Annotated in this window: 27 protein-coding genes and 2 riboswitches; of the genes, 9 read left to right on the top strand and 18 right to left on the bottom strand. The window is 66.8% G+C overall.

All coding sequences use genetic code 11. The features are described 5' to 3' along the window. The first annotated feature begins 6 nt into the window (after positions 1-6). The 4 genes from LCM32_RS10480 to LCM32_RS10465 are packed head-to-tail and all read left to right on the top strand — an operon-like array spanning position 7 to position 3,526. Entirely contained in the window at positions 7-909 is a 903-nt protein-coding gene (locus LCM32_RS10480; protein ID WP_412070678.1) for a metal ABC transporter substrate-binding protein, read from the top strand. A 48-nt stretch (positions 910-957) separates the two neighbouring features. Continuing rightward, positions 958-1,842: a manganese/iron ABC transporter ATP-binding protein gene (locus tag LCM32_RS10475; RefSeq protein WP_224821016.1), complete on the top strand. Its 885-nt coding sequence runs from the start codon at positions 958-960 to the stop codon at positions 1,840-1,842. Continuing rightward, entirely contained in the window at positions 1,839-2,696 is an 858-nt protein-coding gene (locus LCM32_RS10470; RefSeq protein ID WP_224821015.1) for a metal ABC transporter permease, read from the top strand. The genes LCM32_RS10475 and LCM32_RS10470 overlap by 4 nt, the downstream gene beginning before the upstream one ends. Beyond that, the gene (locus tag LCM32_RS10465) at positions 2,693-3,526 is read left to right on the top strand and encodes a metal ABC transporter permease (protein WP_224821014.1); all 834 of its coding nucleotides are present in this window, start codon (positions 2,693-2,695) and stop codon (positions 3,524-3,526) included. Before LCM32_RS10470 ends, LCM32_RS10465 begins: the two co-directional genes overlap by 4 nt. On the opposite strand, the gene LCM32_RS10460 is transcribed toward LCM32_RS10465, so the two are convergent. After that, a complete protein-coding gene (locus tag LCM32_RS10460) occupies positions 3,523-3,984 on the bottom strand; it encodes an Lrp/AsnC family transcriptional regulator (RefSeq protein ID WP_224821013.1) in 462 nt (153 codons plus the stop codon). The genes LCM32_RS10465 and LCM32_RS10460 overlap by 4 nt on opposite strands. A 156-nt stretch (positions 3,985-4,140) precedes the next feature. On the opposite strand from LCM32_RS10460, the gene LCM32_RS10455 reads away from it, so the two are divergent. Beyond that, complete coding sequence (locus tag LCM32_RS10455; protein WP_222489905.1) at positions 4,141-5,160, top strand: 1-aminocyclopropane-1-carboxylate deaminase; 1,020 nt, start codon at positions 4,141-4,143, stop codon at positions 5,158-5,160. 116 nt (positions 5,161-5,276) lie between these two features. On the opposite strand, the gene LCM32_RS10450 is transcribed toward LCM32_RS10455, so the two are convergent. From LCM32_RS10450 to LCM32_RS10425, 6 genes are all read right to left on the bottom strand, one after another. After that, positions 5,277-5,531: a hypothetical protein gene (locus LCM32_RS10450; RefSeq protein ID WP_224821012.1), complete on the bottom strand. Its 255-nt coding sequence runs from the start codon at positions 5,529-5,531 to the stop codon at positions 5,277-5,279. 192 nt (positions 5,532-5,723) lie between these two features. Further along, on the bottom strand, positions 5,724-6,359 hold the full coding sequence (locus LCM32_RS10445; protein ID WP_224821011.1) for a riboflavin synthase subunit alpha: 636 nt from the start codon (positions 6,357-6,359) through the stop codon (positions 5,724-5,726). Positions 6,360-6,476: 117 nt separating this feature from the next. Next, a riboswitch (FMN riboswitch) is annotated at positions 6,477-6,622 on the bottom strand. 82 nt (positions 6,623-6,704) lie between these two features. Continuing rightward, positions 6,705-7,445: an ABC transporter permease gene (locus LCM32_RS10440; RefSeq protein ID WP_224821010.1), complete on the bottom strand. Its 741-nt coding sequence runs from the start codon at positions 7,443-7,445 to the stop codon at positions 6,705-6,707. Then, positions 7,442-8,272, bottom strand: coding sequence for an ABC transporter ATP-binding protein (locus LCM32_RS10435; protein ID WP_224821009.1), 831 nt, complete (start codon positions 8,270-8,272; stop codon positions 7,442-7,444). Before LCM32_RS10435 ends, LCM32_RS10440 begins: the two co-directional genes overlap by 4 nt. A 116-nt stretch (positions 8,273-8,388) precedes the next feature. Beyond that, the gene (locus LCM32_RS10430; protein ID WP_224821008.1) at positions 8,389-9,450 is read right to left on the bottom strand and encodes an ABC transporter substrate-binding protein; all 1,062 of its coding nucleotides are present in this window, start codon (positions 9,448-9,450) and stop codon (positions 8,389-8,391) included. 172 nt (positions 9,451-9,622) lie between these two features. After that, the gene (locus LCM32_RS10425) at positions 9,623-10,411 is read right to left on the bottom strand and encodes a DeoR/GlpR family DNA-binding transcription regulator (protein ID WP_224821007.1); all 789 of its coding nucleotides are present in this window, start codon (positions 10,409-10,411) and stop codon (positions 9,623-9,625) included. A gap of 425 nt (positions 10,412-10,836) precedes the next feature. Continuing rightward, positions 10,837-10,950, top strand: a riboswitch (TPP riboswitch). Between LCM32_RS10425 and LCM32_RS10420 the strand changes: the two genes are divergently transcribed. The 4 genes from LCM32_RS10420 (at position 10,918) to LCM32_RS10405 (ending at position 14,075) form a co-directional block, all read left to right on the top strand. Then, complete coding sequence (locus tag LCM32_RS10420) at positions 10,918-11,562, top strand: YkoF family thiamine/hydroxymethylpyrimidine-binding protein (protein WP_318246188.1); 645 nt, start codon at positions 10,918-10,920, stop codon at positions 11,560-11,562. It overlaps the preceding riboswitch by 33 nt. Positions 11,563-11,566: 4 nt before the next feature. Next, positions 11,567-12,346, top strand: coding sequence for an ABC transporter permease (locus tag LCM32_RS10415; protein WP_224821005.1), 780 nt, complete (start codon positions 11,567-11,569; stop codon positions 12,344-12,346). Further along, entirely contained in the window at positions 12,343-13,086 is a 744-nt protein-coding gene (locus LCM32_RS10410; protein WP_224821004.1) for an ABC transporter ATP-binding protein, read from the top strand. Before LCM32_RS10415 ends, LCM32_RS10410 begins: the two co-directional genes overlap by 4 nt. Next, positions 13,083-14,075, top strand: a complete 993-nt coding sequence (locus LCM32_RS10405) for an ABC transporter substrate-binding protein (protein WP_224821003.1) — start codon at positions 13,083-13,085, stop codon at positions 14,073-14,075. Before LCM32_RS10410 ends, LCM32_RS10405 begins: the two co-directional genes overlap by 4 nt. Positions 14,076-14,115: 40 nt before the next feature. Here LCM32_RS10405 and LCM32_RS10400 read toward each other — a convergent pair whose 3' ends face one another. From LCM32_RS10400 to LCM32_RS10350, 11 genes are all read right to left on the bottom strand, one after another. After that, on the bottom strand, positions 14,116-15,057 hold the full coding sequence (locus LCM32_RS10400; protein ID WP_224821002.1) for an N-carbamoyl-D-amino-acid hydrolase: 942 nt from the start codon (positions 15,055-15,057) through the stop codon (positions 14,116-14,118). A 73-nt stretch (positions 15,058-15,130) separates the two neighbouring features. Continuing rightward, the gene (locus LCM32_RS10395; RefSeq protein WP_224821001.1) at positions 15,131-16,651 is read right to left on the bottom strand and encodes an amidohydrolase family protein; all 1,521 of its coding nucleotides are present in this window, start codon (positions 16,649-16,651) and stop codon (positions 15,131-15,133) included. 22 nt (positions 16,652-16,673) lie between these two features. Beyond that, positions 16,674-17,480: an ABC transporter permease gene (locus LCM32_RS10390; protein ID WP_224821000.1), complete on the bottom strand. Its 807-nt coding sequence runs from the start codon at positions 17,478-17,480 to the stop codon at positions 16,674-16,676. 10 nt (positions 17,481-17,490) lie between these two features. After that, positions 17,491-18,249, bottom strand: coding sequence for an ABC transporter ATP-binding protein (locus LCM32_RS10385; RefSeq protein ID WP_224820999.1), 759 nt, complete (start codon positions 18,247-18,249; stop codon positions 17,491-17,493). A gap of 79 nt (positions 18,250-18,328) precedes the next feature. Further along, positions 18,329-19,330, bottom strand: a complete 1,002-nt coding sequence (locus tag LCM32_RS10380; protein WP_224820998.1) for an ABC transporter substrate-binding protein — start codon at positions 19,328-19,330, stop codon at positions 18,329-18,331. 313 nt (positions 19,331-19,643) lie between these two features. Next, positions 19,644-20,408: a LysR substrate-binding domain-containing protein gene (locus LCM32_RS10375; protein WP_224820997.1), complete on the bottom strand. Its 765-nt coding sequence runs from the start codon at positions 20,406-20,408 to the stop codon at positions 19,644-19,646. Between the two features lie 12 nt (positions 20,409-20,420). Then, on the bottom strand, positions 20,421-20,540 hold the full coding sequence (locus LCM32_RS10370; protein WP_224820996.1) for a LysR family transcriptional regulator: 120 nt from the start codon (positions 20,538-20,540) through the stop codon (positions 20,421-20,423). Positions 20,541-20,800: 260 nt separating this feature from the next. Next, complete coding sequence (locus LCM32_RS10365) at positions 20,801-22,015, bottom strand: NADP-dependent isocitrate dehydrogenase (protein ID WP_224820995.1); 1,215 nt, start codon at positions 22,013-22,015, stop codon at positions 20,801-20,803. A 199-nt stretch (positions 22,016-22,214) separates the two neighbouring features. Then, complete coding sequence (locus LCM32_RS10360; RefSeq protein WP_224820994.1) at positions 22,215-23,447, bottom strand: multidrug effflux MFS transporter; 1,233 nt, start codon at positions 23,445-23,447, stop codon at positions 22,215-22,217. A 129-nt stretch (positions 23,448-23,576) separates the two neighbouring features. Then, on the bottom strand, positions 23,577-24,230 hold the full coding sequence (locus LCM32_RS10355; RefSeq protein WP_224820993.1) for a DsbA family oxidoreductase: 654 nt from the start codon (positions 24,228-24,230) through the stop codon (positions 23,577-23,579). After that, complete coding sequence (locus LCM32_RS10350) at positions 24,223-25,761, bottom strand: class I adenylate-forming enzyme family protein (protein WP_224820992.1); 1,539 nt, start codon at positions 25,759-25,761, stop codon at positions 24,223-24,225. Before LCM32_RS10350 ends, LCM32_RS10355 begins: the two co-directional genes overlap by 8 nt. Positions 25,762-25,957: the final 196 nt, after the last annotated feature.

Raw genomic sequence — 25,957 nt, 5'->3', positions numbered from 1 at the left:
GCGGTGATGAAGACCTTTCTGACATCGGCCATCGGCGGAACGGCCTTGGCGCTGATCCTCGCGCAGGGTGCTGTCGCGGCCGAGAAGATGAAGGTCGTGACCACCTTCACCGTGCTGGCCGACATGGCCAGCCATGTGGCGGGCGACGCGGCCGAAGTCGTCTCGATCACCAAGCCGGGGGCCGAGATCCACGGCTACCAGCCGACGCCGCGCGACATCGTGCGGGCGCAGGGGGCCGACCTGATCCTCTGGAACGGCATGAACCTTGAGCTTTGGTTCGAGCAGTTTCTGCGGCATCTGAAGGATGTGCCCTCCGCGACGCTGACCGAGGGCATCGACCCGATCCCGATCGCGGCGGGCGCCTACGAGGGCAAGCCCAACCCGCACGCCTGGATGGGGCTGGAGAATGCCCTGATCTACATCGACAACATCGAGGCGGCCCTTGCCGCGCAGGACCCGGAAAACGCCGCGACCTATGCTGCCAACGCGCAGGCCTACAAGGACGAGCTACGCGCCACGCTGGAGCCGCTCCGGGCGCAGGTCGCCGAGATCCCCGAGGCGCAGCGCTGGCTGGTGACCTGCGAAGGCGCCTTCAGCTACCTCGCGCGGGATTTCGGGATGCAGGAGCTCTACCTCTGGCCGATGAACGCCGACCAGATGGGCACGCCGCAACAGGTCCGCAAGGTGATCGACGGGGTGAAGGAGAACACCATCCCCGTCGTCTTCTGCGAGAGCACGGTGAACACTGCCCCGGCAGAGCAGGTCGCCCGCGAGACCGGGGCGGCCTATGGCGGCGTCCTCTACGTCGACAGCCTGTCGGCGGAGGGCGGCCCGGTGCCCAGCTACCTCGACCTGCTGCGGGTGACGGCGCAGACCGTGGTGGACGGGTTGCACGCCGGGACAAAGTGAGCCCGCGCCATCCGCACGACGGCGGCCCGGGACAGGAGAGAGTGGACGATGACACAGACGAGCAGCCAGACCCGTGACACGGGCGATGCGGGGCCCGGCAGCGGCATCACCGCTCGCGATGTCACCGTGACCTACCGCAACGGCCATACCGCGCTGCGCCACGCCAGTTTCCAGATCCCGCGCGGGACGGTGACTGCTCTGGTCGGCGTGAACGGCGCGGGAAAATCCACGCTTTTCAAGGCGATCATGGGCTTTGTTCAGGTGGCGGGTGGAGAGATCACCCTGCTGGGCCTGCCCGTGGCGCAGGCGCTGAAACAGAACCTCGTCGCCTATGTGCCCCAGTCAGAGGAGGTCGATTGGACCTTCCCGGTGCTGGTGGAGGACGTGGTGATGATGGGCCGCTATGGCCACATGGGCTTCTTCCGGCGGCCGTCGAAGGCGGATCACGCGGCGGTGGAGGCTGCGCTTTCGCGGGTGAACATGCTGGACTTCCGGCACCGGCAGATCGGCGAGCTGTCGGGCGGGCAGAAGAAGCGCGTCTTCCTGGCCCGGGCGCTTGCGCAGGACGGGCAGGTGATCCTGCTGGACGAACCCTTCACCGGCGTCGACGTGAAGACCGAGGAGCAGATCATCGCCCTGCTGCGGGAGCTGCGCGACGAGGGCCGCGTGATGCTGGTCTCGACCCACAACCTCGGCACCGTGCCTGAGTTCTGCGACCGCACCGTCCTGGTCAAGGGCACCGTGTTGGCCCATGGCCCGACAGAGGAGATCTTCACCCGTGCCAACCTCGAGAAGGCCTTCGGCGGCGTGCTGCGCCAGTTCACCCTCGGCGGCAGCGCGCTGCACGAGGATGACGACGGGCGCGAGGTTTCGATCCTGACCGACGACGAACGCCCCTTCGTGCAGTACCGCGAACCGGGGACGCGGCGATGAGCCTGCTGCTGGAGCCCTTCACCTACGGCTACATGACGAACGCCATGTGGGTGTCCGCCCTCGTGGGCGGGGTCTGTGCCTTCCTCTCGGCCTACCTGATGCTGAAGGGCTGGTCGCTGATCGGCGACGCGCTGTCCCATGCCGTGGTGCCCGGCGTGGCCGGGGCCTATATGCTGGGTCTGCCCTTCGCGCTTGGCGCCTTCCTGTCGGGCGGGCTGGCGGCGGCGGCGATGCTCTTCCTCTCGGACCGGTCCGGGCTGAAGGTGGACGTGGTCATCGGGCTGATCTTCACGGCGTTCTTCGGCCTCGGGCTCTTCATGGTCTCGCTGAACCCGATGGCGATCTCGCTCGATACGATCACCATGGGCAATATCCTCGCCATCACGCCGGGCGACACGCTGCAACTGGCGATCATCGGCTTCGTCTCGCTGGCGGTGCTGCTGGCGAAGTGGAAGGACCTCATGGTCGTCTTCTTCGATGAAAGCCACGCGCGCTCCATCGGGCTCAGGCCGGGGCTGCTGAAGGCGGTGTTCTTCGTGCTGCTCTCGGCCTGTGTCGTGGCGGCGATGCAGACGGTGGGGGCCTTCCTCGTCATCGCCATGGTGGTGACACCGGGGGCCACCGCCTATCTGCTCTGCGACCGCTTCCCGCGGCTGATCGTGACCGCCGTGGCCATCGGCGCGCTGACCAGCTTCCTGGGCGCCTACATCTCCTACTTCCTCGACGGGGCGACGGGGGGCGTGATCGTGGTGCTGCAGACGCTGATCTTCCTGACGGCCTTCACCTTTGCGCCCAAACACGGCTACCGCGCCGCACGGGCCCGCGCCCGCGCCGCGCTGGAGGAGGAGGCATGAGCGAGACCCTCCTGATGCCGTTCCAGTTCGGCTTCATGCAGACGGCCTTCCTGATCTGCCTGATCGTGGCGGTGCCCACGGCGCTTCTGTCCTGCTTCCTCGTGCTCAAGGGCTGGGCCCTGATGGGCGACGCGATTTCCCACGCGATCCTGCCGGGGGTGGTGCTGGCCTATATCCTCGGGCTGCCGCTGCTGCTGGGGGCCTTCGCGGCGGGGATGGTGACGGCGCTCTCCACCGGGTTCCTCGCCTCCAACAGCCGGGTGCGGCAGGACACGGTGATGGGCGTGGTCTTCTCGGGCATGTTCGGGCTGGGGATCGTGCTCTACACCTCGATCCACACCAATGTGCACCTCGACCATATCCTCTATGGCAACATGCTGGGCGTCGGGCCCGAGGACCTCTGGACCGCGGGCAGTATCGCGCTGATCGTGCTGGTGGTGCTGGGGGCGAAATGGAAGGACTTTGTCCTCCACGCCTTCGACCCGGCGCAGGCGCGGGCCTCGGGGCTGGCGGTGGGCTGGCTGCACTACGGGCTGCTGACGCTGCTCTCCATGACCATCGTCGCCACGCTTTCGGCCACGGGGCTGATCCTTGCCGTGGCGCTGCTGATCGCGCCGGGGGCGGTGGCCTTCCTGCTGGTGCGCCGGTTCGGGACGATGCTCTGGGTGGCGGTGCTGGTCTGTGCCACGGGGATGATCGGGGGCACCTACCTCAGCTTCTTCCTCGACAGCGCGCCGGCGCCCACCATCGTGCTGATCCTGACGGCGATGTTCCTGCTGGCCTTCGTACGGCGGCTGTGGCTGTCGCGGGCCGCGAGCCGGGCGGCCTAGAAGGGCAGCGGCGCGTTCTCCTTCACCTCCTTCATGACGAAGAAGGTGCGGGTCTGGCGCACGCCGGGCAGGGCGATCAGCGTCGTGCCATGGAAGGCGTTGAAATCCGTCATGTCGCGGACCCGGATCTTCAGCAGGTAGTCGAAGTCCCCGGCGACGAGGTTGCAATCCAGCACCTCCTTCATGCCAAGGACCGCGCCTTCGAAGGCGGCGAAGCTTTCGGGGGTGGAGCGGTCCAGCACGACGCCCACCATGACGAGCGCGCCCAGTCCCACCGCCTCGGGCGCGATATGGGCGCGCAGCGTGGTGATATGCCCCTCGTCAAAGAGCCGTTGCGTGCGCCTGTGACAGGTGGCCGGGCTGACGTTCACCATCCGCGCGATTTCGGCATTGGTGAGGCGGCCATCCTTCTGAAGGGCGCGGAGAATGGCCCGGTCGATTCTGTCGATTTCACTCATGGAAGGCTCTTCCACTTTTCTCGGTAATATTTCACCAAAGCGGTATCCCACGGCGAAATCGGGAGATCTAGACCGAAAAATCGCGGTCAAGTTCGAGAGCACCTTTCATATCGGATGCGCTAGTCTCTTGCCCAATCCAACAGAAGGACCTCTCCCATGTCTCTCCTCGACAAATTCGAACGCTACCCGCTGACCTATGGCAAGACGCCGATCGAGCATCTGCCGCGCCTGACCGAAGCCCTCGGCGGCAAGGTCGAAATCTATGCCAAGCGCGATGACTGCAACTCGGGCCTCGCCATGGGCGGCAACAAGCTGCGCAAGCTGGAATACATCGTCCCCGACGCGATCGCCTCGGGCGCGGACACGCTGGTTTCCATCGGCGGCGTGCAGTCGAACCACACTCGCATGGTCGCCGCCACCGCGGCCAAGATCGGCATGAAATGCGTCGTGATCCAGGAGAAGTGGGTGCCGCATTACGACGCCGTCTATGACCGCGTCGGCAACATCCTGATGACCCGCCTGATGGGCGCGGACAGCCGTCTCGTCGAGGACGGCTTCGACATCGGCATCCGCGAGAGCTGGGAAAACGCGATCAAGTCGGTCGAAGACGCGGGCGGCAAGCCCTACGCGATCCCGGCCGGTGCCTCGGTGCACAAATACGGCGGCCTCGGCTACATCGGCTTTGCCGAGGAAGTGGCCGAGCAGGAGAAGGAACTGGGCTTCAAGTTCGATTATATCGTCGTCTGCGTCGTCACCGGCTCGACCCAGGCGGGCATGATCGTGGGCTTTGCCGCGCAGGACCGCGCCGACCGCGTGATCGGCATCGACGCCTCGGGCACCGTGGAGCAGACCCGCGCTCAGGTGCGCCAGATCGTCGATGACACCGCCAAGCTGGTGGAACTGGGCCGCGAGATCCGCGACGACGAGATCGTCATCAACGAAGACTACGCATACCCCGCCTACGGCGTGCCCTCGGAAGAGACCAACGAGGCGATCCGTCTGGCCGCCCGGACCGAGGCCATGATGACGGACCCGGTCTATGAGGGCAAATCCATGCAGGGCCTGATCGACCTGACCAAGAAGGGCTTCTTCCCCGAAGGCTCCAAGGTGCTCTACGCCCACCTCGGCGGTGCGCCCGCGCTGAACGGCTACAGCTACTACTACCGCGAGGGCTGATCGCCCGACGTCTGCGGACGGCTGAAAACGGAACCGCCCGATCGCAAGGCCGGGCGGTTTCGCGTTTGGGGGGCTGAGGTCCGCCGGGGACTGTCCGGGGCGCGTCCGCGAAGGGCTCAGCCCTTGGCGTCCTCGGGCGCGGTCCGCAGGTCGGGATCGTTGTAGTCGGAGGGATCGAAATCCTCGGGGTCGAAGGCCTCTTCCTCCTCCGAGATGCCGGTGACATGGGTCGTGCCGGTCTCTTCGTTGTAGGCCAGCCCGTAGGTGGCGCTGCCCTGCGACTTGAAGCGCAGGTATTCGTGGATCGCCGCGTAGAGGAAAGCCAGCGTGAAGGGCAGCAGGATCAGGAACGCAATCAGGCGCGCGTCCATGGTGAAGCTCCTTTCGGTCTGAACGGCGGGCGGGGCCGGGGCCGCGCCCTGCGGCATCCTGCGCGGCGGATCTGCCTGCGGATGCCGACCGTCTGTCGAACTTGTGGGGCTCTACCGAAAAACCGGCAGTGAGTCCACGGCGCGGCCGGACACCCGGCGGCCGGAATGCGACAGCCGGGGCGAAAGACGGGCCTACTCGGCCGCGCCCGCCAGATAGCGCGGCAGCAGGCGTTCCAGCGTGCGCTCCATCACGTCGACGGTCACCATGGTCTGGTGATCGACCTCGATGTTCACCCGGTCGCCGGGCTGGTAGCGCGGGAAGGTCGTCTGGCGCAGGGTCTCGGGGATCAGGTAGATGGTGAAGACGTCGCCTTCCTGTTCCGCCACGGTCAGCGAGCAGCCGTTCACCGCAAGGAACCCGCGCACGAAGATGTACTTGGCCCACTCCGGCGGCACGCGGAAGGAGATATGGGCGCGGGGCTCTTCGGTTACCATCTCCACCACTTCCGCCGCGCAGGAGACATGGCCCGCCACCACGTGGCCGCCGTTCTCGTCCGTCATCTTGGCAGAGCGTTCGAGGTTGACCATGCCGCCTTCTTCCAGCGCGCCGAGGTTGGTGCGCTCCAGCGTGGCGAGCATGGCGTCGAAGGTCACCTTGCTGCCGCTGATCGAGGTGGCCGACAGGCAGACGCCCTCCACCGCGACCGAGCCGCCGATCTTCAGCTCGTCGGTCAGCCCGGCGGGGAAGTCGATCTCGAAGGTGGTATGGGCGCCCGTGCGGGTCAGCCCGGTGATCGGCGCGGTGGCCTGTACGATGCCGGTGTACATCAGGCCCCTCCGCCGAAGGAATAATTGCAGGTCATGTCGGCACGCTCCCTTGTCCGTTTCGCACATATCCGTGCTACAAGCGCGCTCCAGAGCCACGGGCAGGGCAAAGCCCTGATCCCGCGTCTTCTTGCATCCGGACTGTGACCGTCGGTTCCGGCATCTGACCGGATCTGCTGACCCCGCAACGGCGGGCGCTCGCGGACTTGCATGGGCGGGCCATGCCTACCGCCGGTGGGGAGTTTCACCCCGCCCCGAAGACGGTTCGAAAATAGGGTCTGTGGCCGGAAAGACAATGGCGAAGTGGGCCGCGTGCCCGCAGGGGCTGCCCTGCGCGGGCGCACCCACTCACCAGCGGACGATCAGCTTTTCCAGCAGGACCACCAGCCCGACAAGCGCCAGCGTGGTCAGCGCCGAGACGAAGATCGCGACCCACATCTGCGACAGGTTCAGATAGGTCGTCGCCATCACGATCGCCGCCCCGATCCCGCGCGATGTGCCGGTGAATTCCGAGACGATGGCCCCGACCATGGCCGCGGTGATGCCCAGCTTGGCCCCGGCAAAGACCTGTGGCAGCGCGCCGGGCAGCCGCAGGTGGAGGAAGACCTCCACCGGGCTGGCCGACATGGCGTGGAACACGTCGAGCGCCTCGCGGTCCACCTGGCGCAGGCCGGACATGGCGTTGATCAGCATGGGGAAAAAGGCGGCGAGGGCGGCCACGATGATATGGGGCACGGCGTTGAAGCCGAAGGCCACGATCAGCGCGGGCGAGATCGCCACGATCGGCGTGACGTTCAGCAGCAGGGCCACCGGCAGGATGGCCGCGCGCAGGGAGGCGAAGTAGACCGCCAGAACCGCAAGCAGGATCGCCACCGCGCTGCCGATGGCAAAGCCCGTCAGGGCCGCATGGAGCGTGGCCAGCAGGTTGGTGCCGTAGAACCCGGGGCGGGACAGGAAATCGCCGGTCACATCGCCGAAGGGCGGCAGGATCGAGCGGTAGTTGAAGGCGATCGCCTGCCAGCCGAGGTAGAGCAGCGCGAAGACCGCCAGCGGCGCCAGCCATTGCAGGACGAGACCGGGACGCTTCATTCCTCGCCCTCCCAGCCCGAGCGGAGCACTTGGCGCACCTCGCGCAGCTTGGCGTCGAAGGCGGGGCTTTCCAGCACCTCTTGCGTGCGCGGGCGGGGCAGGTCGATCTGTACCTCGCGATGCACGCGCCCCGGGCGCGGCGTCATCACCAGCACCCGGTCCGACAGCATGACCGCCTCGGCGGCAGAGTGGGTCACGAAGATCACGGTCTTGCGGTGTTTTTCCCAGACCTGCAGCAGGCGCATCCGCACCGCATCGCGGGTCAGCTCGTCTAGGGCCGAGAAAGGCTCGTCCATCAGCATCAGCTCCGCGCCCTGCACGAAGGCACGCGCCATGGCGGCCCGCTGGCGCATCCCGCCCGACAGCTGCGCAGGCCGCGCCCCGGCAAAGTCCGCGAGGCCAAGGTCGCGTAGCACGGCGTCGGCGTCCTCCGGCTGCCGGTGGCTGCCGGGGCGCCGGTCCGCCCGGCGGTTCAGCCGTTCCGATAGCAGCACGTTGTTGCGCAGGCTCAGCCAGGGCAGCAACGCCGGGCTCTGCGGCACCCAGGCGATGTTCTTGAGCTGCGAGGCCGTGGCGGGGGATTGACCGAAGAGGCTGACCTCCCCGCTGCTCTGCGCCTCCAGTCCCGCGATGATCCGCAGGAGAGAGGTCTTGCCGCAGCCGGAGGGGCCGAAGAGGGTGATGAACTCGCCACGCTGGAACGCGGCGTTCACGCCCGTGAGGGCCTGCACCTGCCGACCATCGCGCGTGAAGACCTTGGACAGGTCTTGCAGCAGGATACGGTCGGTGGACATCGCGGGGGCCTCTGGGTTGGTGCGCACAGCCATGGCAGCACATTTCGCAAGATGCCGGGGATGTCCAGACCGGGGAAGGCTCCGGGCCGCCGATGGGGCGGCGCGGAAAGGTCCGGCCCCGAACCGATCCCGATCCCGATCCTAACCCCTCAGGGCCAGATCAGCGCGCCATCGTCGCCTCGGATCGCATCGACGAAGGCGGGCGTCATGGCAGAGGCGATGTCCGGCGTCTCCGTCACGAGGCCGAAACGCTGCAGCATCTCCGCCTCGGGCGTCCATTGCGCAACGCTCTGCCAGCCGATCCCGGTGCCCTCGGGCTGGCTTTCGGTGATCAGCGCCATTTCCTTGCGGAAGCGGCGCTTGCTGCGGGGGATGTCATAGCCTGCGGGCGACAGCGCCGCCGCCCAGTCGAGCGCGGTGTCGAGGTTGGCATCCTCCGCCTCGATCCAGTCGAGCGCATGGAAGGAGGCGCGCAGGAAATCCTCCACCGCCGTCGGGTGATCCGCCGCGAACTGCGCATTGGCGACCTGCGTGTTGAAGGTCGTGTGGATGCCGAAGGCGTCCGGGTCCCATTCCCGGATCGTGTGGCCCTGTTCCTCCAGAACCCGCGGCTCGTTCGACTTGTAGGCGCCCAGCCCCTGCACCTGGCCGCCCGGCAGGATCGAGGGATCATAGCCGACCGACACCCATTCGATCCCCGTGGGTTCGACACCGTTATCAAGGAACATGGCCGAGAACTGCGGCGCGACGGCGCCCTTGTAGCCGACGATCTTGCCGGTGAAATCCGCCAGCGTCTCGATCCCGCTGTCGGCCATGGTGATGATCTCGATGGCGCCCACGTTGCCGTAGGTCGCGATCCCGATGATCTCGGCGCCGTTGTCGCGTGCCACCAGCGTGTCGGAGGCGCCGCCGATCCCGGCGATCTGCGCCCGCCCGGCCGAGACGAGCTGCGTGTTCGTGCTGCCCGGCTGCATCTCCACGTCGAGGCAGAGCGCCTCGAAATAGCCAAGCTCCCGCGCGGCCACCACGTCGAGGATCCCGGGCGAGGCGGCGTAGCCGAAGGAGGTCAGGAAGGTGATCGTGCCCGCGGCCTTGTTCGCGGCGCAGCGCGCCTCGTCGATCTCCTGCGCGACGGCCGGGGAGGCGCTCAGGGCAAGCAGGGCAATCGCGGTGGCCGCGCGGAGCGGCGGAACGGGCAGGGCGGCGGGCATGGGGTACTCCTGTGGCGGGCCGGAGGCGGCCGGCCCCACGGATTTGGCAAACGCTACCGTCACGGTCGCAGATCCGCAATCCGTGCGGGTGTCGGGCGCGATCGGGCGTCTTTCGGCGGTTTGAAGGTGGTTTGCGATCCGATCTAAAGCACACATTGTGCGAATGTATGATTTAGGTGGTTCTGGCGATGCGAAGTACGATACCTGCGGCCTTCAGTGCGCGGACCAGCGGATCGGCAGGCGCGGCATCGGTGATGAGGACGTGGATCTCGGACAGGGGGCAAAGCCGGATCAGCGAGGTCTGGTCGAGCGCATCGGCCGGGCAAAGGAGGATACGCCGCCGCGCCCGGGAGAGATAAAGCTGCTTAAGGGCGCAGTCCTCAAAGCTGGCGTCAAATGCGCCCTCGGCCGTGAGGCCCGCAATTTCGAGCAGGGCGACATCCAGATGCAGGTCCGCGAACTGGGATGCCGCGGCCGGGCCGGAGACAGAGGCGCTCTGCCCGTCGATGCGCCCACCGGGGAGGTAGACCTCGGCCCCGGCGCGGGCAAGTGCATCGGCCGTGCGCAGGGAAGACGTGAAAAAACGGGCCCTTGTGCCGGCGGCGAGCAAGGCGGCCCGACGCGCCAGCAGGCTTCCGTCGAGGGCGACGCTGCGGGCACTGGCCAGTTCTGTCGCCGCCGCGCGGGCCATTTCGGTGGCAGGATCCGTCGCCGGTGCGGCACCTTCGGCAGGTTTGGCCGGGACGGGCACAGCCCCACCATGGACCCGCTTGAGCACGCCCTCCTGTTCCAGCCCGATGAGATCCCGGCGCACGGTCATATCGGACACCCCGAAGGTCTGGGCGATCCACCTGAGGCTGACCGAGCCCTCGCTTTCGAGCCGCGCAACGATGGCGGCCAGCCGCGCCTGCGCGGGATGGTCCCGCTGCCCGGGGCGTGTTGTGCGCGATTTGCTGGCCATGTGCGCTGTCCATTCCTGTCGCTCTGAGAGGGGTCTGGTGATGACTATGTGCGAAATCGGCTGTCGGGTCCATGCTGAATATGTTTGCTTTGGTCGACAATATTCGCCGAAGAGTGTGTTGGGTGTGTGTTTGATTGCTCGGCCTGTGTCGTGGGCGCTTAGCTATTAAGAGCGCTAATATTGAGGTATTTAACGCTTCTTTGTAAATAGGAGAGGGCGCGCGTGGGCGCGACATGTGTTCGCTTTGTAATGTGCGGAATTCCAGTGCCGCTCACTCCCTGCGCCGCGAAGGATGTGCGTTTCGGTCGCGTCCGGTCTCGCGGGCTGAAGCACGCCAGTCGCTCCCGTATGTGGTGGCACCAGCGCTCCTCCCATTTCCTCCACGACACCCTCTTGCAAAGCCCCGAACCCTGTGATCTGAAATGGCGCATCCACAGGGGTGTCCCGTACTGCCGGGGCTGAGATGCGGGTGGCAAGCCCACGGACCCTCAAAGCTGATCTGGATCATGCCAGCGGAGCAAGGAGGACCCATGTTTATTGGCGCCCAAGTCTCATTGTACCCCATGACCGGCGACTTCGTCCCGGTCATCATGGACGCGCTCACCGCGTTCGACCCCTATCGCGAGAAGCTGAGGATCGAGACCGACGACATCTCGACCCTGATCGTCGGCGCACCCGAGGTGGTGTTCCCGGCGCTGCGCGATTTCTATGTCGCGGCGGCGGCCACCCGGCATCACGTCGTCCTGCGGGTGACGCTGTCGCGCGGATGCCCCGGAGAACCGGACGATCCGATGTGCGCGACCGGGGCGCTTGCCAACCCGGACACGCCCGTTGCGCAACGCATCGAGGAGGCCCGCGCGGCCGTTCGGGATGCAGCGCAGACCGGCGAGGAAGCGGCGGCGCAATTCTCGCTCTACGTCATGGGTGAGGGGCAGCACATGGACGAGATCTATGGCTGCATCGACTTCCTGAAGGGCAGCGGCACCTTCGACCGGTCCAAGAACTTCTGCACAAGGATCACCGGGGACGCGGGGCCGGTCTTTGCCACGCTGCGCGAAGGCTTCTGCCGCTTCGGCGCGCCGGAGGGCCATGTGACCATGGACCTGACCGTTTCGGCGAATTCCCCCAGCACGTGCAAAGCCGCCGCCTGATCCGATGGACATCGCGAATGTGACCCGCGCGGCGGCGCGCGGGCTGCGACGGGCTGCGCCTGCGCTCGTCTCGGTCGTCCTGATCCTGCTGGGCTGGGAGGTCTATGTCGACCTCTCGGGCATCTCGGCCACGGCGCTGCCCGCCCCCTCGCGGGTGGCGGCGCAGGGCTGGCAGGCCCGTGCCGTTCTGGCAGAGAACGCGCTTGCCACGCTCACCGCGACGCTCTCGGGCTTCGCGGTCTCGCTGGCCTGTGCCTTCGTCCTCTCGGTGGCGATCGACTTCGTCCCGCTGCTGCGCCGGGCGCTGTTCCCGGTCTTCGTGATCAGCCAGACCCTGCCGCTGGTGGCCATCGCCCCGCTGGTGGTGCTCTGGTTCGGCTTCGGCCTGTTGCCGAAAATCCTGCTGGTGGCGCTGGTGACCTTCTTCCCGATGCTGGTGGCACTGGTGGACGGCTTTGAGGCGACAGACCGCGACATCACCCGGCTGTTGCGCAGCATGGGCGCAGGACGCGGTCAGCTGTTCTGGCGCGCGCGGCTGCCCTCGGCGCTGCCCTTCTTCTTCGCGGGGCTGCGGATCTCGATCACCTATGCCGTGGTGGCGGCGATCTTTGCGGAATACGCGGGCGCGGCGCGGGGCTTGGGGATCTTCATCCTGAACGCCAAGAACAACTTCCGCCCCGACCTCGTGCTGGCGGCGGTCTTCGTCAGCTCGGCCCTGACGCTGGCACTCTTTGCGCTTGCGGTAATGGCGCAGCATTTCGCCCAGCCGTGGAGGCGCGCATGACCCTGCGGCTGGACGACCTGCGCCTGACCCGTGGCGCAACCCATGTGCTGGACGGTGTGACGCTGGAGGCGCGGGAGGGCGAATTCATCTCGATCCTCGGGCCCTCGGGCGCGGGCAAGTCGACGCTGTTCGAACTGCTGCTTGGCAGTCTCGCGGCGGAGGGCGGGCAGATCACCCACAACGGTCAGCCGGTGCAGGGGCGTGATCTCTTTGCCTTCATGCCGCAGCGCGACGCGCTGATGCCGTGGCGGCGGGTGATCGACAATATCGCCCTCGGGCTGGAGGTGCAGGGCCTGCCGCGCCGCGCCGCGCGGGACCGAGTGCGCCCGCTGCTGCCGCGCTTCGGGCTGGACGGGTTCGAGCGCCACTGGCCGCATCAGCTCTCCGGCGGGATGCGGCAGCGCGCGGCGCTCGCCCGGACGCTGGTGCAGGACCGGCCGCTGCTGCTGCTCGACGAACCCTTCGGTGCGCTGGACGCGCTGACCCGCACGCGGATGCAGCGCTGGCTGGAGGCCCGCCTGCAGGAGACCCGCGTGACCACGCTGCTCGTCACCCATGACGTGCGCGAGGCGGTGGCGCTCTCTGACCGCATCTATCTTCTGTCCCCCCGTCCGGCCCGCGTGGTGGAGGTCTTTGACGTCCCCCAGCCGCGGCCCCGGATGGAGACCGGCCCCGGCGAGGAGGCGCTGGCGCTGGAAACACGCATCCTCCGAACACTCCTTGAAGGAGAGAGAGAATGATCCGCCTGACCCTGACCACCCTTGCGGCGAGCCTGCTGGCCGCGCCGCTGATGGCCCAGACCGAGCTGCGCGTCGCGCTCGACTGGACGCCCAACACCAACCACGTCGGCCTCTACGTGGCCGCGGCCGAGGGCTTCTATGACGAGGCTGGCCTCGACGTGGAGATCCTGCCTTATACCGATACCTCCGCCGGCACGCTGATCGCCAATGGCGTGGCGCAGTTCGGTATCCTCTCCAGCCTCAGCCTCTTCACGCAGGGCACTGCGGGCGCAGACCTGAAGGCGACCTATGCCGTGGTCCAGCATGAGACCGGGCGGCTGGTCTTCGACGGGCGGCGCGAGGATATCCAGACGCCCGCCGACCTCGATGGCAAGATCTATGCGGGCTTCGGCACCAACTGGGAGGGGGCGCTGATCTCCTCCATGATCCGCGCCGCAGGTGGCGAGGGCACGTTCGAGACGGTGACGCTTGGCACCTCGGCTTACGAGGCGCTTGCCAACGGGCGGGTGGATTTCACGCTGGAGGTCAGCACCTGGGAGGGCGTGAACTCGGTCCTGCTGGACCGCCCGCAGAAGGCCTTCACCTATGCCGACTACGGCGTGCCGGATCAGCACACGACGCTGATCGGCGGGCAGGGTGCCTGGCTGGCCTCCCACGAGGCGGAAGCGACGGCCTTCATGGAGGCGACCCGGCGCGGCTATGCCTTCGCGGCGGATCACCCCGAGGAGGCCGCGCAGATCCTGATCGACGCGACCGAGGGGATGCTGTCCAACCCGGAGCTGATCCGCGCCTCGATGGCCGAACTGGTGGCGGGGCATTTCCTGCGCGGCGAGGATGGCACCGTCGGCCTGATGGACCCTGCGAAGATGCGGGCGCTTGGCGCCTTCCTCTTCGACCATGGCGTGCTGCGGGATGACGCCGGTCAGCCGCTGGCGCAGGCGCCGGATTACGACACCTTCTACACCAACGCCTATCTCACCGGAGAGTGAGGCATGGGGGCCGTCCGCGCCGCGCGCGCGGCCGGTCCTCTCATGACGAGGAGGAGCCCGGCGGATCCTCCACGCCGGTCTGGGTCGCGATCAGGCCGTAATGCTCGATCCGCCGGTGCCGGGCGAAGTTGAAGATCGTCTGCTTGCCAAAGGCCGTGGCGTCGAGATCGCAGTCATGGACGACCAGCTCGTCCTCCTCGGTCCGGGCTTCGGCGACGATTTCCCCGTTGGGGTTCACGATCAGCGTGCCGCCGATCATGTGGTGCCCGTCCTCGCGGCCCGCCTTGGCGACGGCAACGACCCATGTGGAATTCTGGTAGGCCCCGGCCTGCACGGAAAGCCGGTTGTGGAACCGCCGCTGCTCGGGCCCCTCGGCGGGGCGCAGGCCATTCTGGGACGGGGTGTTGTAGCCGACGAGGATCATCTCGACCCCTTTCAGCCCCATGACGCGGTAGGTTTCGGGCCAGCGGCGGTCATTGCAGATCGCCATGCCGAGACGCCCGCCCAGCATCTGCCAGACCCCGAAGCCGAGGTCGCCCGGGGTGAAATAGCGTTTCTCCAGATGCTGGAAATCGCGGGTCTCGTCATAATCCGCATGGCCGGGCAGATGCACCTTGCGGTACTTGCCCGCCACCGTCCCGTCGGGCGCCACGAGGACGCTGCTGTTGTAGCGTGCGCCCTCCGGCGTCAGTTCGGCATAACCTAGGTAGAGCCCCATGCCCGCCTCCCGCGCCGTAGTGAAGAGCCGGGCGGTGTCGGGGCCGGGCATCTGCGTCTCGTAGAACCGGTCGAAATCGGCCACGTCCTCGCGATACCAGCGGGGGAAGAAGGTGGTCAGCGCCAGTTCGGGAAAGACGATCAGCCCCGCGCCCGCGGCCCGGGCCTGTGCCACGAGGTCCAGCATCCTCTCGATGACACGGACGCGGCTTTCCTCCAGCTGGATGGGGCCCAGCTGTGCCGCGGCAACGCGGATGTTTCTCATGTCCGACCTCTTGGTCTGGTGCGCTTGGGGCTGGGGCCCCTGCCGACGCGGTGCCGGCAGGACCCGTCCGGCCTCAGTGCCGGCAAGACCCGTCGTGGGCGTGCCCGGCGAAGCGGTGCTCGTGGTAGGGGCAGCAGGCGATGCCGACGCAGAACTGCGAGACGTATTGCTCCAGCCCGATGGAGAAATCGCGCAGATCGGCGTTGCGGGCGATGAGGCGTTCGTTCGCAGCCTCGGCCTTGCGGCGCAGGTCGGCGAAGTTCACCCGGGTGAGCTTGCGATCCTTCAGCACCATCTCGCCCCCGATCATGACGTGGTGGACGGCTGTGCTGTCCTCGGCATGGACCAGCTGATTGGCGGCGTTGTTCAGCGGCACCAGACCCACGGCGTTGAGGTCGAGGAAGACGATATCCGCCTGCTTGCCCTCGGCGATCGTGCCGATCTCATCCCCGAAGCCGAGCGCCTTGGCCGATCCCGCGGTGGCGGCATGGAGGACCTCGGGCGTCGACAGCCAGTCGTTCGTGTCGGGGCTCATGATCCGCGAGGCATAGGAGGCCATCCGCATCGCGATGAACATGTTCTGGTCGTCGGCGGAGGTGGACCCATCCGTGCCGATCCCGAGATTAAGACCTGCTTTCAGGATCTTGCGGGCCGGAGCGATGCCATTGCCCAAACGCAGGTTGGAGCCCGCGTTATGCGCGACAGAGGCGCCGTGATCGGCCAGCCGCGCGATGTCCTCGTCATCCAGCCAGACGCCATGGGCAGCGGTGAACCGGTCCGACAGCAGGCCCAGCTTGTCGAGATGCGCCGTCAGCGTCATCCCGTACCGCTCCAGCCCCGTCACCACCTGCGTGCGGCTTTCGGAGAGGTGCATGTGCAGGCCCACGCCGAATTCCTCGGAGAGGTCGCGGCAGCCGGTGAGGAAGGTGTCGGTGCAATGCAGCGGGATCGTGGGGGCCAGGGCGATGCGGGTCTTCTCGCGGTCGAAGCGCCAGTTGCTCAGCGCCGCGCGGGACATGGCCAGCAGCTGTTCCGCCGGGGCAAGGTGGATCGCCTCGAAGCGGGGGCGGTGCTCCTCGGGCATGGCGGCCAGCAGGCCGGGGATCGCCTGGTAGAGCGACAGGTCCGCCATCATTGGCGCGATGACGGAGCGCAGGCCGACGGATTCGTAGCCCTCGGCCACGGCGTTCAGCCCCTCGATGGTGGAGGCCGGGAATTCGAAGTAGAGGTCATAGGCGGCGGTGCAGCCCTTCATCAGCATCTCGGCGGCGTTCAGCTGTGCCGAGAGGGTCATGTCCTCGAAATCGCGGCCCGAGTTCAGCCACGGCCCGGCGTGGAGCAGGTGCTCCAGCGTCCAGCGGTCGCCCATCCCCTTGCCGAGAGAGCCGTGCCCGTGGCTGTGGGCGTTGATCATGCCCGGCATCAGCAGGTGATCGCTGGCATCCACTACCTCGGCGGCCTCGGGGGCCTCCATGCCGGGGGCGCCGATCTCGGCGATGCGGGTGCCCTTCAGCAGGATATCGCGGGGCGCATGGGTGCCGGTAGCGGGGTCCAGCAGCAGCCCGCCGCGAAGGATCTTGTAGGTCTCGGCCATTGTGGCCTCCTTGATTGGATGGTCAGTCGGCCTGTTGCTGCGACGACCAGGGGAAGAGCAGTTTCTCGGCCACGGCGACGATCTGGAACAGCACGATCCCCATGAGGGACAGCACCAGCATCGCCCCGAAGGCAAGCGGCATGCGGAAGAATGCGGTGGAGGTCTGGATCAGGTAGCCAAGCCCCCGGTCCGAGGTGACGAATTCGCCCACGACGGCCCCCACCACGGCGAGCGCCACGGCGGTCTTGAGCCCCGAGAAGATGAAGGGGATCGCATAGGGCATGCGGATCTGCACCATCTGTTGCAGCCGCGTGGCACGGTAGGAGCGGCCCAGTTCGATCAGGTCGCCGGGCACCGACAGCAGGCCGGTGGTGATCGCCACGACCAGCGGGAAGAAGGCCACGAGGAAGGTGATGATGATCCGCGGCAGCTCGTTCGCTCCAAGGGCGATGACGAGGATCGGCGCAAGCGCCACCTTGGGGATCGACTGGGTCAGGATCAGCAGCGGATAGACCGCGTTGGCCACGATCCGGGATGAGGTCAGCGCGAAGGCCAGCGGCAGGCTGATCAGGATCGACAGGCCATAGCCCAGGACGACCGTGCGCAGCGTGGCCAGCGTGTGGCCCCAGACGAGGCCTGCCTGCTCGGCCGTGGCGACCCAGATCGCCGAGGGCGCGGGCAGCAGGAATTCGGGGATGGAGAAGACCTTCACGCAGATTTCCCAGAGCAGCAGCACGAGGAGGAAGGTGATCACGGGCAGCAACGTGCCCTGGCTGCGCATCCAGAAGCGGCGCAGCGGCGAGGGTTTGCGGGTGGCGATGTGGCTCATGTCCTGTCCCTCATTTACCGGTGATGAGCTGGCGGATTTCATCCACCTTGTCCTGGAACCGCGCATCCTTCTGCACGGCAAAGCTGCGCGGGCGCGGTAGCGGGATGTCGAGGATCTGTTTCACCTCGCCGGGGCGCGGCGACATGACGACGACCCGGTCCGAGAGCAGCACCGCCTCGGAAATCGAATGGGTGACGAAGACGATGGTCTTGGGCTGCTCGCGCCAGATGCGCAGCAGTTCGATCGACATGTCCTCGCGGGTCAGCGCGTCGAGCGCGCCGAAGGGTTCGTCCATCAGCAGGATGTCGGGATCATGCATCAGGGCGCGGCAGATGCCCGCCCGCTGCTGCATCCCGCCCGACAGTTCGCCCGGGTACTTGTTCTCGAAGCCGTCGAGCCCGGCCAGGGCCAGCAGCTCACGCGCCTTGTCCCTCGACTTGGCGTCGAGCGAGCCCATGATCTTGAGCGGGAAGAGGACGTTTTCGAGGATCGTCTTCCATTCCAGCAGCGTCGCCTTCTGGAACACGAAGCCCGTCTTGACCTGCGGGCCCTTCACCTCGGTCCCGTCGATCAGGATGCGCCCGCCGTTCAGGGGCAGCAGCCCGCCAATCAGGCGCAGCAGGGTGGACTTGCCGCAGCCGGAGGGGCCGACGAGCGAGATGAATTCGTTCTCGCCGATGTCGAGGGAGACATCGGAGAGCGCAACGACCTCCTCTCCGTCGCGGGAGGAGAAGACCTTGGTGGCCTTGTCGATGGTGATGGCGGTCATGCGCGGTCTTTCCTTAAAGGCCCCCGGCGCGCGCTGCGCCGGGGGAAGTGCCGTCCAACGGGGAGACGAAGAGGACGGATCAGGGGAGGAAGCTTTCGTCGATGGCGGCCATCGGGTCGGCTTCCGGGTCGAGGTCCTGCGCCTTGGCGACCTGCTCGTAGGTGAAGGCGAGGCGTTCGGGATCGAAGTGGCCGAGGCCGAATTCTGCCTGGCTGTCGTTGAAGACGAAGCCCATCATCGCGGTGATCGAGCCCATGCAATCGTCCAGCGCCACTTCAGGCACCTGCGCGACGTGCAGCTCACAGGCTTCTTCCTGATGCTCGTTCGCCCATTCGAAGGACTTCTGCAGCCCTTTGAGGAAGGATTTGGCCAGCTCGGGCTTGGTTTCCAGCGTCTCTTCCGAGGCGATCACCGTGGTGGCGTAGATGGCAAAGCCGGTCTCGACGAAGGGCAGAACCTTGATCTTCTCGCCCTGCTGGCTGGCGGCCTTGTTCTGGTAGTATTCGTGGATCGAGTAGAAGGGCGCGGCATCGACGCGCTTGGCGATCAGCAGCGCGGCCATGGCCGAGGCATCGGCGGTCACCCAGTTGATCGTGCTGTCGTCGATCCCGGCGGCCTCGGCCACGGCGGGGAAGTAGAGACGGTGGCTGTTGCCGGCCGAAACGGCGATCGACTTGCCTTCGAGGTCCTTGAAGGAGGTGATCCCGCTGCTTTCCAGCACGAAGAGCGAGTGCGGCGAGTGGGTGTAAACCGAGGAGATGCCCTTGATCGGCGCATCGGTGTTGGCACGCGCGGTGAAGAGCGCCGAGATGTCGGCGAGGCCGAAGTCACCCACGCCGGCCGCGATCTTGGCGGCAGTGTCGGCCGAGCCGTAGCCGCGGGTGATCGACACGTCGAGGCCTTCTTCCTCGAAGAAGCCCTTGGCCTTGCCGGCGTAGTAGGCGGCCATTTCGCCGGAGGGGATCCAGTCGAGCAGGAAGGAGACCTTGGTCAGGTCCTGCGCCTGTGCGGGGAGTGCGGCGGTGACGAGCGTCGCGGCGGCAAGAGCCGTCGAGCGGAGTTTGCGGGCGATGAGGGTCATAAGACCTCCTGTTGAAAGCGTTTTTCGTTTTGCGGACCCGGAAGGGCGCGGGCCTTGTCGCCAGAAGCCGCGAGGCCGGGGGTGTTTGCGAATTATTTGGACGCGAAGCAGAATAACCGTGGCTTATATCCCCCCTTTTCCGGCCGGTGCGCTGCGTGGGGCCGGAAGGTGGTAAGCGATTGAAAAGGCAAAGGATTTAATTGTACGACGTACAGGAATTGAGCCGGGGTGCATTGCCGGGCCGTAAGGCCCCGATTTTGCGTGAATAATCCCGCTGATCGTTTCTTGTGCGTCTCGACGGGCAGCGATGCCGTCAGCTCAGGTCGAGGGCGTCGATCCGGGGCATCAGGTATTTGTCGATGAAGCTCTGACAGCTGCGCGACAGGGGGCGCTGCCGGGGATGCGACAGCACGATGGAGGTGCTCACGTCGCGGGCAAAGGGCACGGCCACCACGTTGGGGAAGCTGCCGCCGCGCAGGGTGAGCGTGTCGCTGAAGCTGATGCCGGTGCCCGCCTCGACCATGGCACAGGCGGTGGCGCAGAAGCGGATCGCCATGCTGATCTTTTGGTAGACGCCTTCCTCACGGAAAGCCTGATCCACGATCAGCCCGATGGGCAGCGAGCGGGGATAGGAGATCAGGTATTCCCCGGCAAGGTCCGCGGGCGCGATATGATCGCGGGAGGCCAGCCGATGCCCGCGCGGCAGAATGCAGTGGACGGGCAGGCGGCGCAACTCGCGCTGCGTCAGGCCGGGGTGGTCGAGGAAGGTGTTCGTCAGCCCGAAATCCGACCGCTGCGCCAGCAGGTAATCGGTGATCTGTTCGTTCGCCAGCGTGTCGAAGGCCACGGTGATGCCCGGCAGGTCCGAGGCAAAGCCAGCAAGCGCCTGCGCCACGATGGTCTGGCCGAGGCTGGGGCTGGCGAGGAAGTCGATCTGGCCCGCGCTCTGGTCGCGCAGGTTGTCGGCCAGGGCCTGGATCGCCTCGAACTGGTGAAAGAGCGCGGCGGTCTCCTGATAGAGGATATTCGCCTCGCGCGTGGGGCGCAGCCGCCCGCCGGTGCGCAGGAAAAGCGCCATGCCCAGCTGGTCCTACAGCTGGCGCACCATGTTCGACACGGCGGGCTGCGAGACCAGCAGCATCTCCGCCGCGTTCTTGGTGGAGCCGCCCTGGATCACGGCGCGAAAGACTTCGAGTTGGCGGAGGTTCATCTGGGCAGGGCTGTCCGGGTTGTTGACCTCCGTGCTATGGGGCGCGGGCGTCTCGGTATACCGAAACCATGCGCGCCAGTGGTCGCCGCGCGGGCGGCGCCCGGAAATTAAGCTATCTCAATCGCTTCTGCCGCAATAGCGATGTGCGGTGGAAAGCCGGCATCGCGCTGGACATGCAAAAGGCGGACCCGTTGGCCCGCCTTTCGTGTTCAGCTTTGCCTTACGTCCGGCCCTCAATCCGGCCGGACAGCGCGCGGGTCTCAGCCGTGCAGCGCCTTGTTCAGGTTCTCGTCGACCTTCTCGAGGAAGCCCATGGTGGTCAGCCACTTCTGATCCGGGCCCACCAGCAGGGCGAGGTCCTTGGTCATGAAGCCATCCTCGACGGTCTGGACGACGGTCCGCTCCAGCGTGGTGGCAAAGGCCATCAGCGCGGTGTTCTCGTCCAGCTTGGCGCGGTGCTTGAGGCCGCCGGTCCAAGCGTAGATCGAGGCGATCGAGTTGGTCGAGGTCTGCTTGCCCGCCTGATGCTGGCGGTAGTGGCGCGTCACGGTGCCGTGTGCGGCCTCGGCCTCGACGATCTTGCCATCGGGGGTCATCAGCTGCGAGGTCATCAGGCCCAGCGAGCCGAAGCCCTGCGCGACGGTGTCCGACTGCACGTCGCCGTCGTAGTTCTTCAGCGCCCAGACGAACTTGCCGTTCCACTTCAGCGCACAGGCGACCATGTCGTCGATCAGGCGGTGTTCGTACCAGATCTTGGCAGCCTTGAACTTCTCTTCGAACTCTTCCTCGAAGACCTGCTGGAACAGGTCCTTGAAGCGGCCGTCATAGGCCTTGAGGATCGTGTTCTTGGTCGAGAGGTAGACCGGCCAGCCAAGGCTGAGGCCGTAGTTGAAGGAGGCGCGGGCGAAGTCGATGATCGACTGGTCGAGGTTGTACATGCCCATGTAGACCCCGGCGGAGGGCGCGTCATAGACGACCTTCTCGATCTCGGTGCCGTCCTCGCCGACGAACTTCATGGTCAGCTGCCCCTTGCCGGGGAAGGTGAAGTCGGTGGCCTTGTACTGGTCGCCGAAGGCATGGCGGCCTACCACGATGGGCGAGGTCCAGCCGGGCACGAGGCGGGGCACGTTGCGGCAGATGATCGGCTGACGGAAGACCACGCCGCCGAGGATGTTGCGGATTGTCCCGTTGGGCGAGCGCCACATCTTCTTGAGGCCGAATTCCTCGACCCGGGCCTCGTCAGGGGTGATCGTGGCGCATTTCACGCCGACGCCGACTTCCTTGATCTTGTTGGCCGCGTCGATGGTGATCTGGTCCTCGGTGCGATCGCGCTCCTCGATGCCCAGATCGTAGTAGAGCAGGTCGACGTCCAGATAGGGGAGGATCAGCTTTTTCTTGATGAAATCCCAGATGATGCGGGTCATTTCGTCGCCGTCCAGCTCGACGACGGGGTTCTCTACCTTGATCTTGCTCATGGAGCAGCGCCTCTCGGTTTGGGTGAGTCCGACTGCGTGCTGCATAGCGGAAAGACCATCCCGGCGAAAGATCGTATGCAATGGTATACGAGAAAAAGTGACGTCAACTGTCCGGGTCCTTTGGCTCCTGACCGGGGGGCGGAAACGAAACCGCCGCCCGGATGGGGCGGCGGCGTTCGGCTTGGGACGGGTGTGGGGCTCAGCCCTGGGCGCGGGCGGCGTCGGCATCCTTGACCCGTTCGAGGGTCCGCACCTTGCGCATCACTAGCACCGCGAGGATGCAGAGCGCCCAGCAGGCCACTACGAGCGCCAGCGGCGTGCCGTCGTAGAACTGAGCTACCACGGTTGCGATGATCCCGCCGAGGATGGTGGAAATCGCGCTCATCACGCTGGCGGCAAGGCCCGCGATATGGCCCAGAGGCTCCATCGCGAGGGCGTTCAGGTTGCCGAAGACGAGGCCCATCTGGAAATAGATCAGAGTCTGCCACGCGAGGTAGAACCAGAAATGCGCGGCGCCTGCACCGCCTGCCAGCTCAACGGCCAGCATCACCGTGGTGGCTGTCAGGGCGATGTACTGGGTGACCGAGATGATCTTGCGCATCCCCAGCTTCATCACCAGCGCCGCGTTCACCATCGAGGAGGTGGAGCAGAAGAGACCGATGCCGAAGAAGAACCACGGGAAGCTGTCCGCCCGGTCGAAGGTCTGATCGAAGATGGGCTGGATCATGCTGATCGAGGAGAACATCATCGCGAAGGTCAGCACCTGCGCCATGACGCTGAGCCGGACCATGGGAATGCCCGTCATCTCCACTGCCGCGGATTTCAGCGCGCTGAAGGAGAAGCTGCGGCGGCGGGCCTCTGGCAGGGTTTCGGGCAGGCGCAGCATGAGCCAGGCCGAGGAGACCAGTGCGAAGAGCACGAAGGCCAGGAAGATGCCGCGCCAGCCGGTCAGCGCGATGATGCCGGAGCCGACGAGGGGCGAGAGCGCCGGCACAACGGTAAAGACCATCATGACGAAGGACAGCAGCCGCGCCATGTCACGGCCCGAGTAGAGATCGCGCAGCACCGCCAGCGAGACGACCCGCGGGCCGGAGGCCCCCAGACCCTGCAGGAACCGGCCGAGGATCAGCATCTCCAGCGTCGGCGCCTGCCAGGCCACGAAGGCCCCGGCGATGTAGATGGCGGTACAGCCGATGATCACCGGCTTGCGCCCGAACATGTCCGAGATCGGGCCGGTGAAGAGCGTGCCGGCCCCCATGCCGATGATGAAGGCCGAGAGGATGAGCTGTGCGTTGGCGATGTTGTCGGGGGCGAGTTCGGCTGCGATCTCGGGCATCGCGGGGAGCATGGAGTCGATCGAGAAGGCGACCGTGGCAACGAGCATTGCCAACAGCGCGACAAGTTCGACGCGGGAGAGTTTCATATCGGGCATGGGGCGCGGCCTTGGGGGCAGGTCGGAGCAGGTCCGGCGGAAAAAAGATCCGCGCCGGGGGGACCGGCGCGGCAGGAGATGAGGGCGGCCGCCGGGGCGGCCACTGGAGCGGGCGACGTGGAAGCGGGCTCAGCCTTCGGGCTGGTCGGAGAGCGCGCCCGCAAGCAGTTCGTCGATCACCTTCACCCAAAGCTCGGCGGGCTGTGCGCCGGGCACCGCATGGCGCTGCGCGACAATGAAGGTCGGCACCGAGGAGACACCCATCTCGCGCGAGTGGGCATCGCGGGCCGAAATCATCTCGACGTCGGCATCGCTCTGCAGCAGCTTCTGCACCACGGCGGCATCCATGCTGCACTGGTCCGCAATATCGGCCAGCACCTCGGTCTCGCCGATGTCGCGGCCTTCGGCGAAATAGGCGCGGTAGAGCGCGAGGACGACGGGCGTCTGGACGCCTTCCAGCCCGGCCCAGTGGATCAGGCGATGCGCGTTCAGCGTGTTGGGCACCTTGGTCATCGCCGCGGTGTCGAGCGGGATATCGTTTTCCGCCGCATAGGCGTTCAGCCGGGCATCGGCGCTGACAAGCGCCTCGTCACCGCCGAACTTGGCGGCGAGGTAGGGCGCGCGCGGCGCCCCCCCGGCAGGCATGGCGGCGTTCAGCTGGAACGGGTGCCATTCGATCGTGAACGGATGATCCGGGCGCTCTGTCAGGGCGCGGAAAAGCTGCGTGGCGCCGAAGTAGCACCAGGGGCAGATCGGATCGGAGAGGATGTCGAGTTTAACCATTCGGTCCCTTGTTTGCCTTGTCCCAGAGCGGCACCAGCGCCCGGCGCTGGAGCTTGCCGTTGGGGTTGCGGGGCAGGGTGTCGATCCGCAGGAAGGCACGCGGCTGCTTGTAGCGCGCCAGCCTCTCGGCAGCGGCGGCCAGCAGCGCGGCCTCGTCCAGCGGCGCGGCGGAGGTGTAGAAGGCCACGATCAGGCGGGCATCCTGTTTCACCTCCACATCGGTCACCCCGATTTCGGAGATGCCGGGCAGATCGGCCAATGCGTGTTCCACCTCGAGCGGGGAGACGCGGTAGCCACCGGCGTTCATCATGTCGTCGTTGCGGCCCAGATAGGTCACCTGACCGGTCTCGTCCATGGCGCCCATGTCGCCGGTCAGGAACCACGCGCCCCGGAACCGCGCGGCGGTCTCTTCCTCCGCGCCGCGATAGCCCAGCATCAGCCCGGGATCGCGCCGGTCGATGGCGATGACGCCGGGATGGCCGGTCTCGACCGGCGTGCCGTCCTCGTCGACGATGGCGACGCGGCGGCCGACCTGCGGTGCGCCGAGCGCCCCTTCGGCTGCGGGGCGCGTCGGGCTGCCGGAGATGAAGGTGGAGCATTCGGACATGCCGAATGCCTCGTAGACCTCGGTCCCCGTTGCCCGGCGCCAGTCGTCGTGGATCGCCGCGCCCATCTTCTCGCCGGCGGAGAGGCCGTGGCGCAGTTTCGGCAAGGTCAGGCTCTCTCCCTTGCTGAGAATCTTGCGGTAAACCCCCGGGGCGGCTGCGAAAATGCTGGCCTCGTGGCGTTTCATCAGAAGCGGCAGCGCCTCTGGCCCGATGCCCTCTGCCGGGATCAGCGCGGTGGCGCCCACGGACCACGGGTCCATCAGCCCGGTGCCGAGCGTATAGGTCCAGTTGAAGGCGCCCGCATGCATCAGCCGGTCTTCCCCGGTCAGCCCGTACCAGCCCTCGTGCATCATGCGGCGGGCCCAGATGGCGCGGTGCGCATGGCAGACGGCGCGCGGATTGCCCGAGGTGCCGGAGGTATAGACGATATAGGCCAGCCGGTCCGGGTCACCCATGGCATAGGCGGCGGGCGGCAGGTCGCGCATCGCCTCCAGCCGGTCCTGATCGATGACCGTGACGCCGGGCAGGTCGGGGCAGGCGATGCCCTTGCCCTGCAGGACGGCGGCGGGTTGCAGGCCCTCGGCCATCTTGGCGACCTCTCCGGCGGTCAGCTGCGAGGAGGTCGGCACCGGCACGAGGTCCACGGCAATGCAGGCCAGATAGGCGATGGGGAATTCGACGGTATTGCCAAGCCGCATGAGGACGCGGTCCCCCGCGCGCAGCCCCTGTTCCAGCAGCCCCGTGGCCGTGCCGCGCACCGCGGCCTCCAGCTTGCCATAGCTCCAACGTTCCGCCCGGGACAGGCCCAGCACGGCCAGCGCCACCTTGTCGGGCTGCGCAGGGGCATGGGCCAGCACATGGGCGGCCATGTTGAAGGGGGTCGGGCAGGGCGGCGGTGGCCCCTGATCGAAAAGCGACGACATGTAAGTTTGCTATTCGGCGCAGGGCCTCTTGGCAAGTTCCATGCTGTGCGCAGGTATCCGAGACGGGGCTGCGTTTGTGCACGGGGGTGGCGGAGGTGGTCCTCAGCGCGCACGCGCGCGATGACCGCCCCGCGCACCGATCTCAACGTAGGCGTCGCGCTTGCGAGTGGTTGTGCCGTCCCGCCGGGAGGGGGCG

This window comes from Pseudooceanicola nanhaiensis (assembly GCF_020171315.1).
Taxonomy (GTDB): domain Bacteria; phylum Pseudomonadota; class Alphaproteobacteria; order Rhodobacterales; family Rhodobacteraceae; genus Pseudooceanicola; species Pseudooceanicola nanhaiensis_A.
Note: the sequence above shows the minus strand (reverse complement) of the source record. Positions and strands in the feature narration are given on the sequence as shown.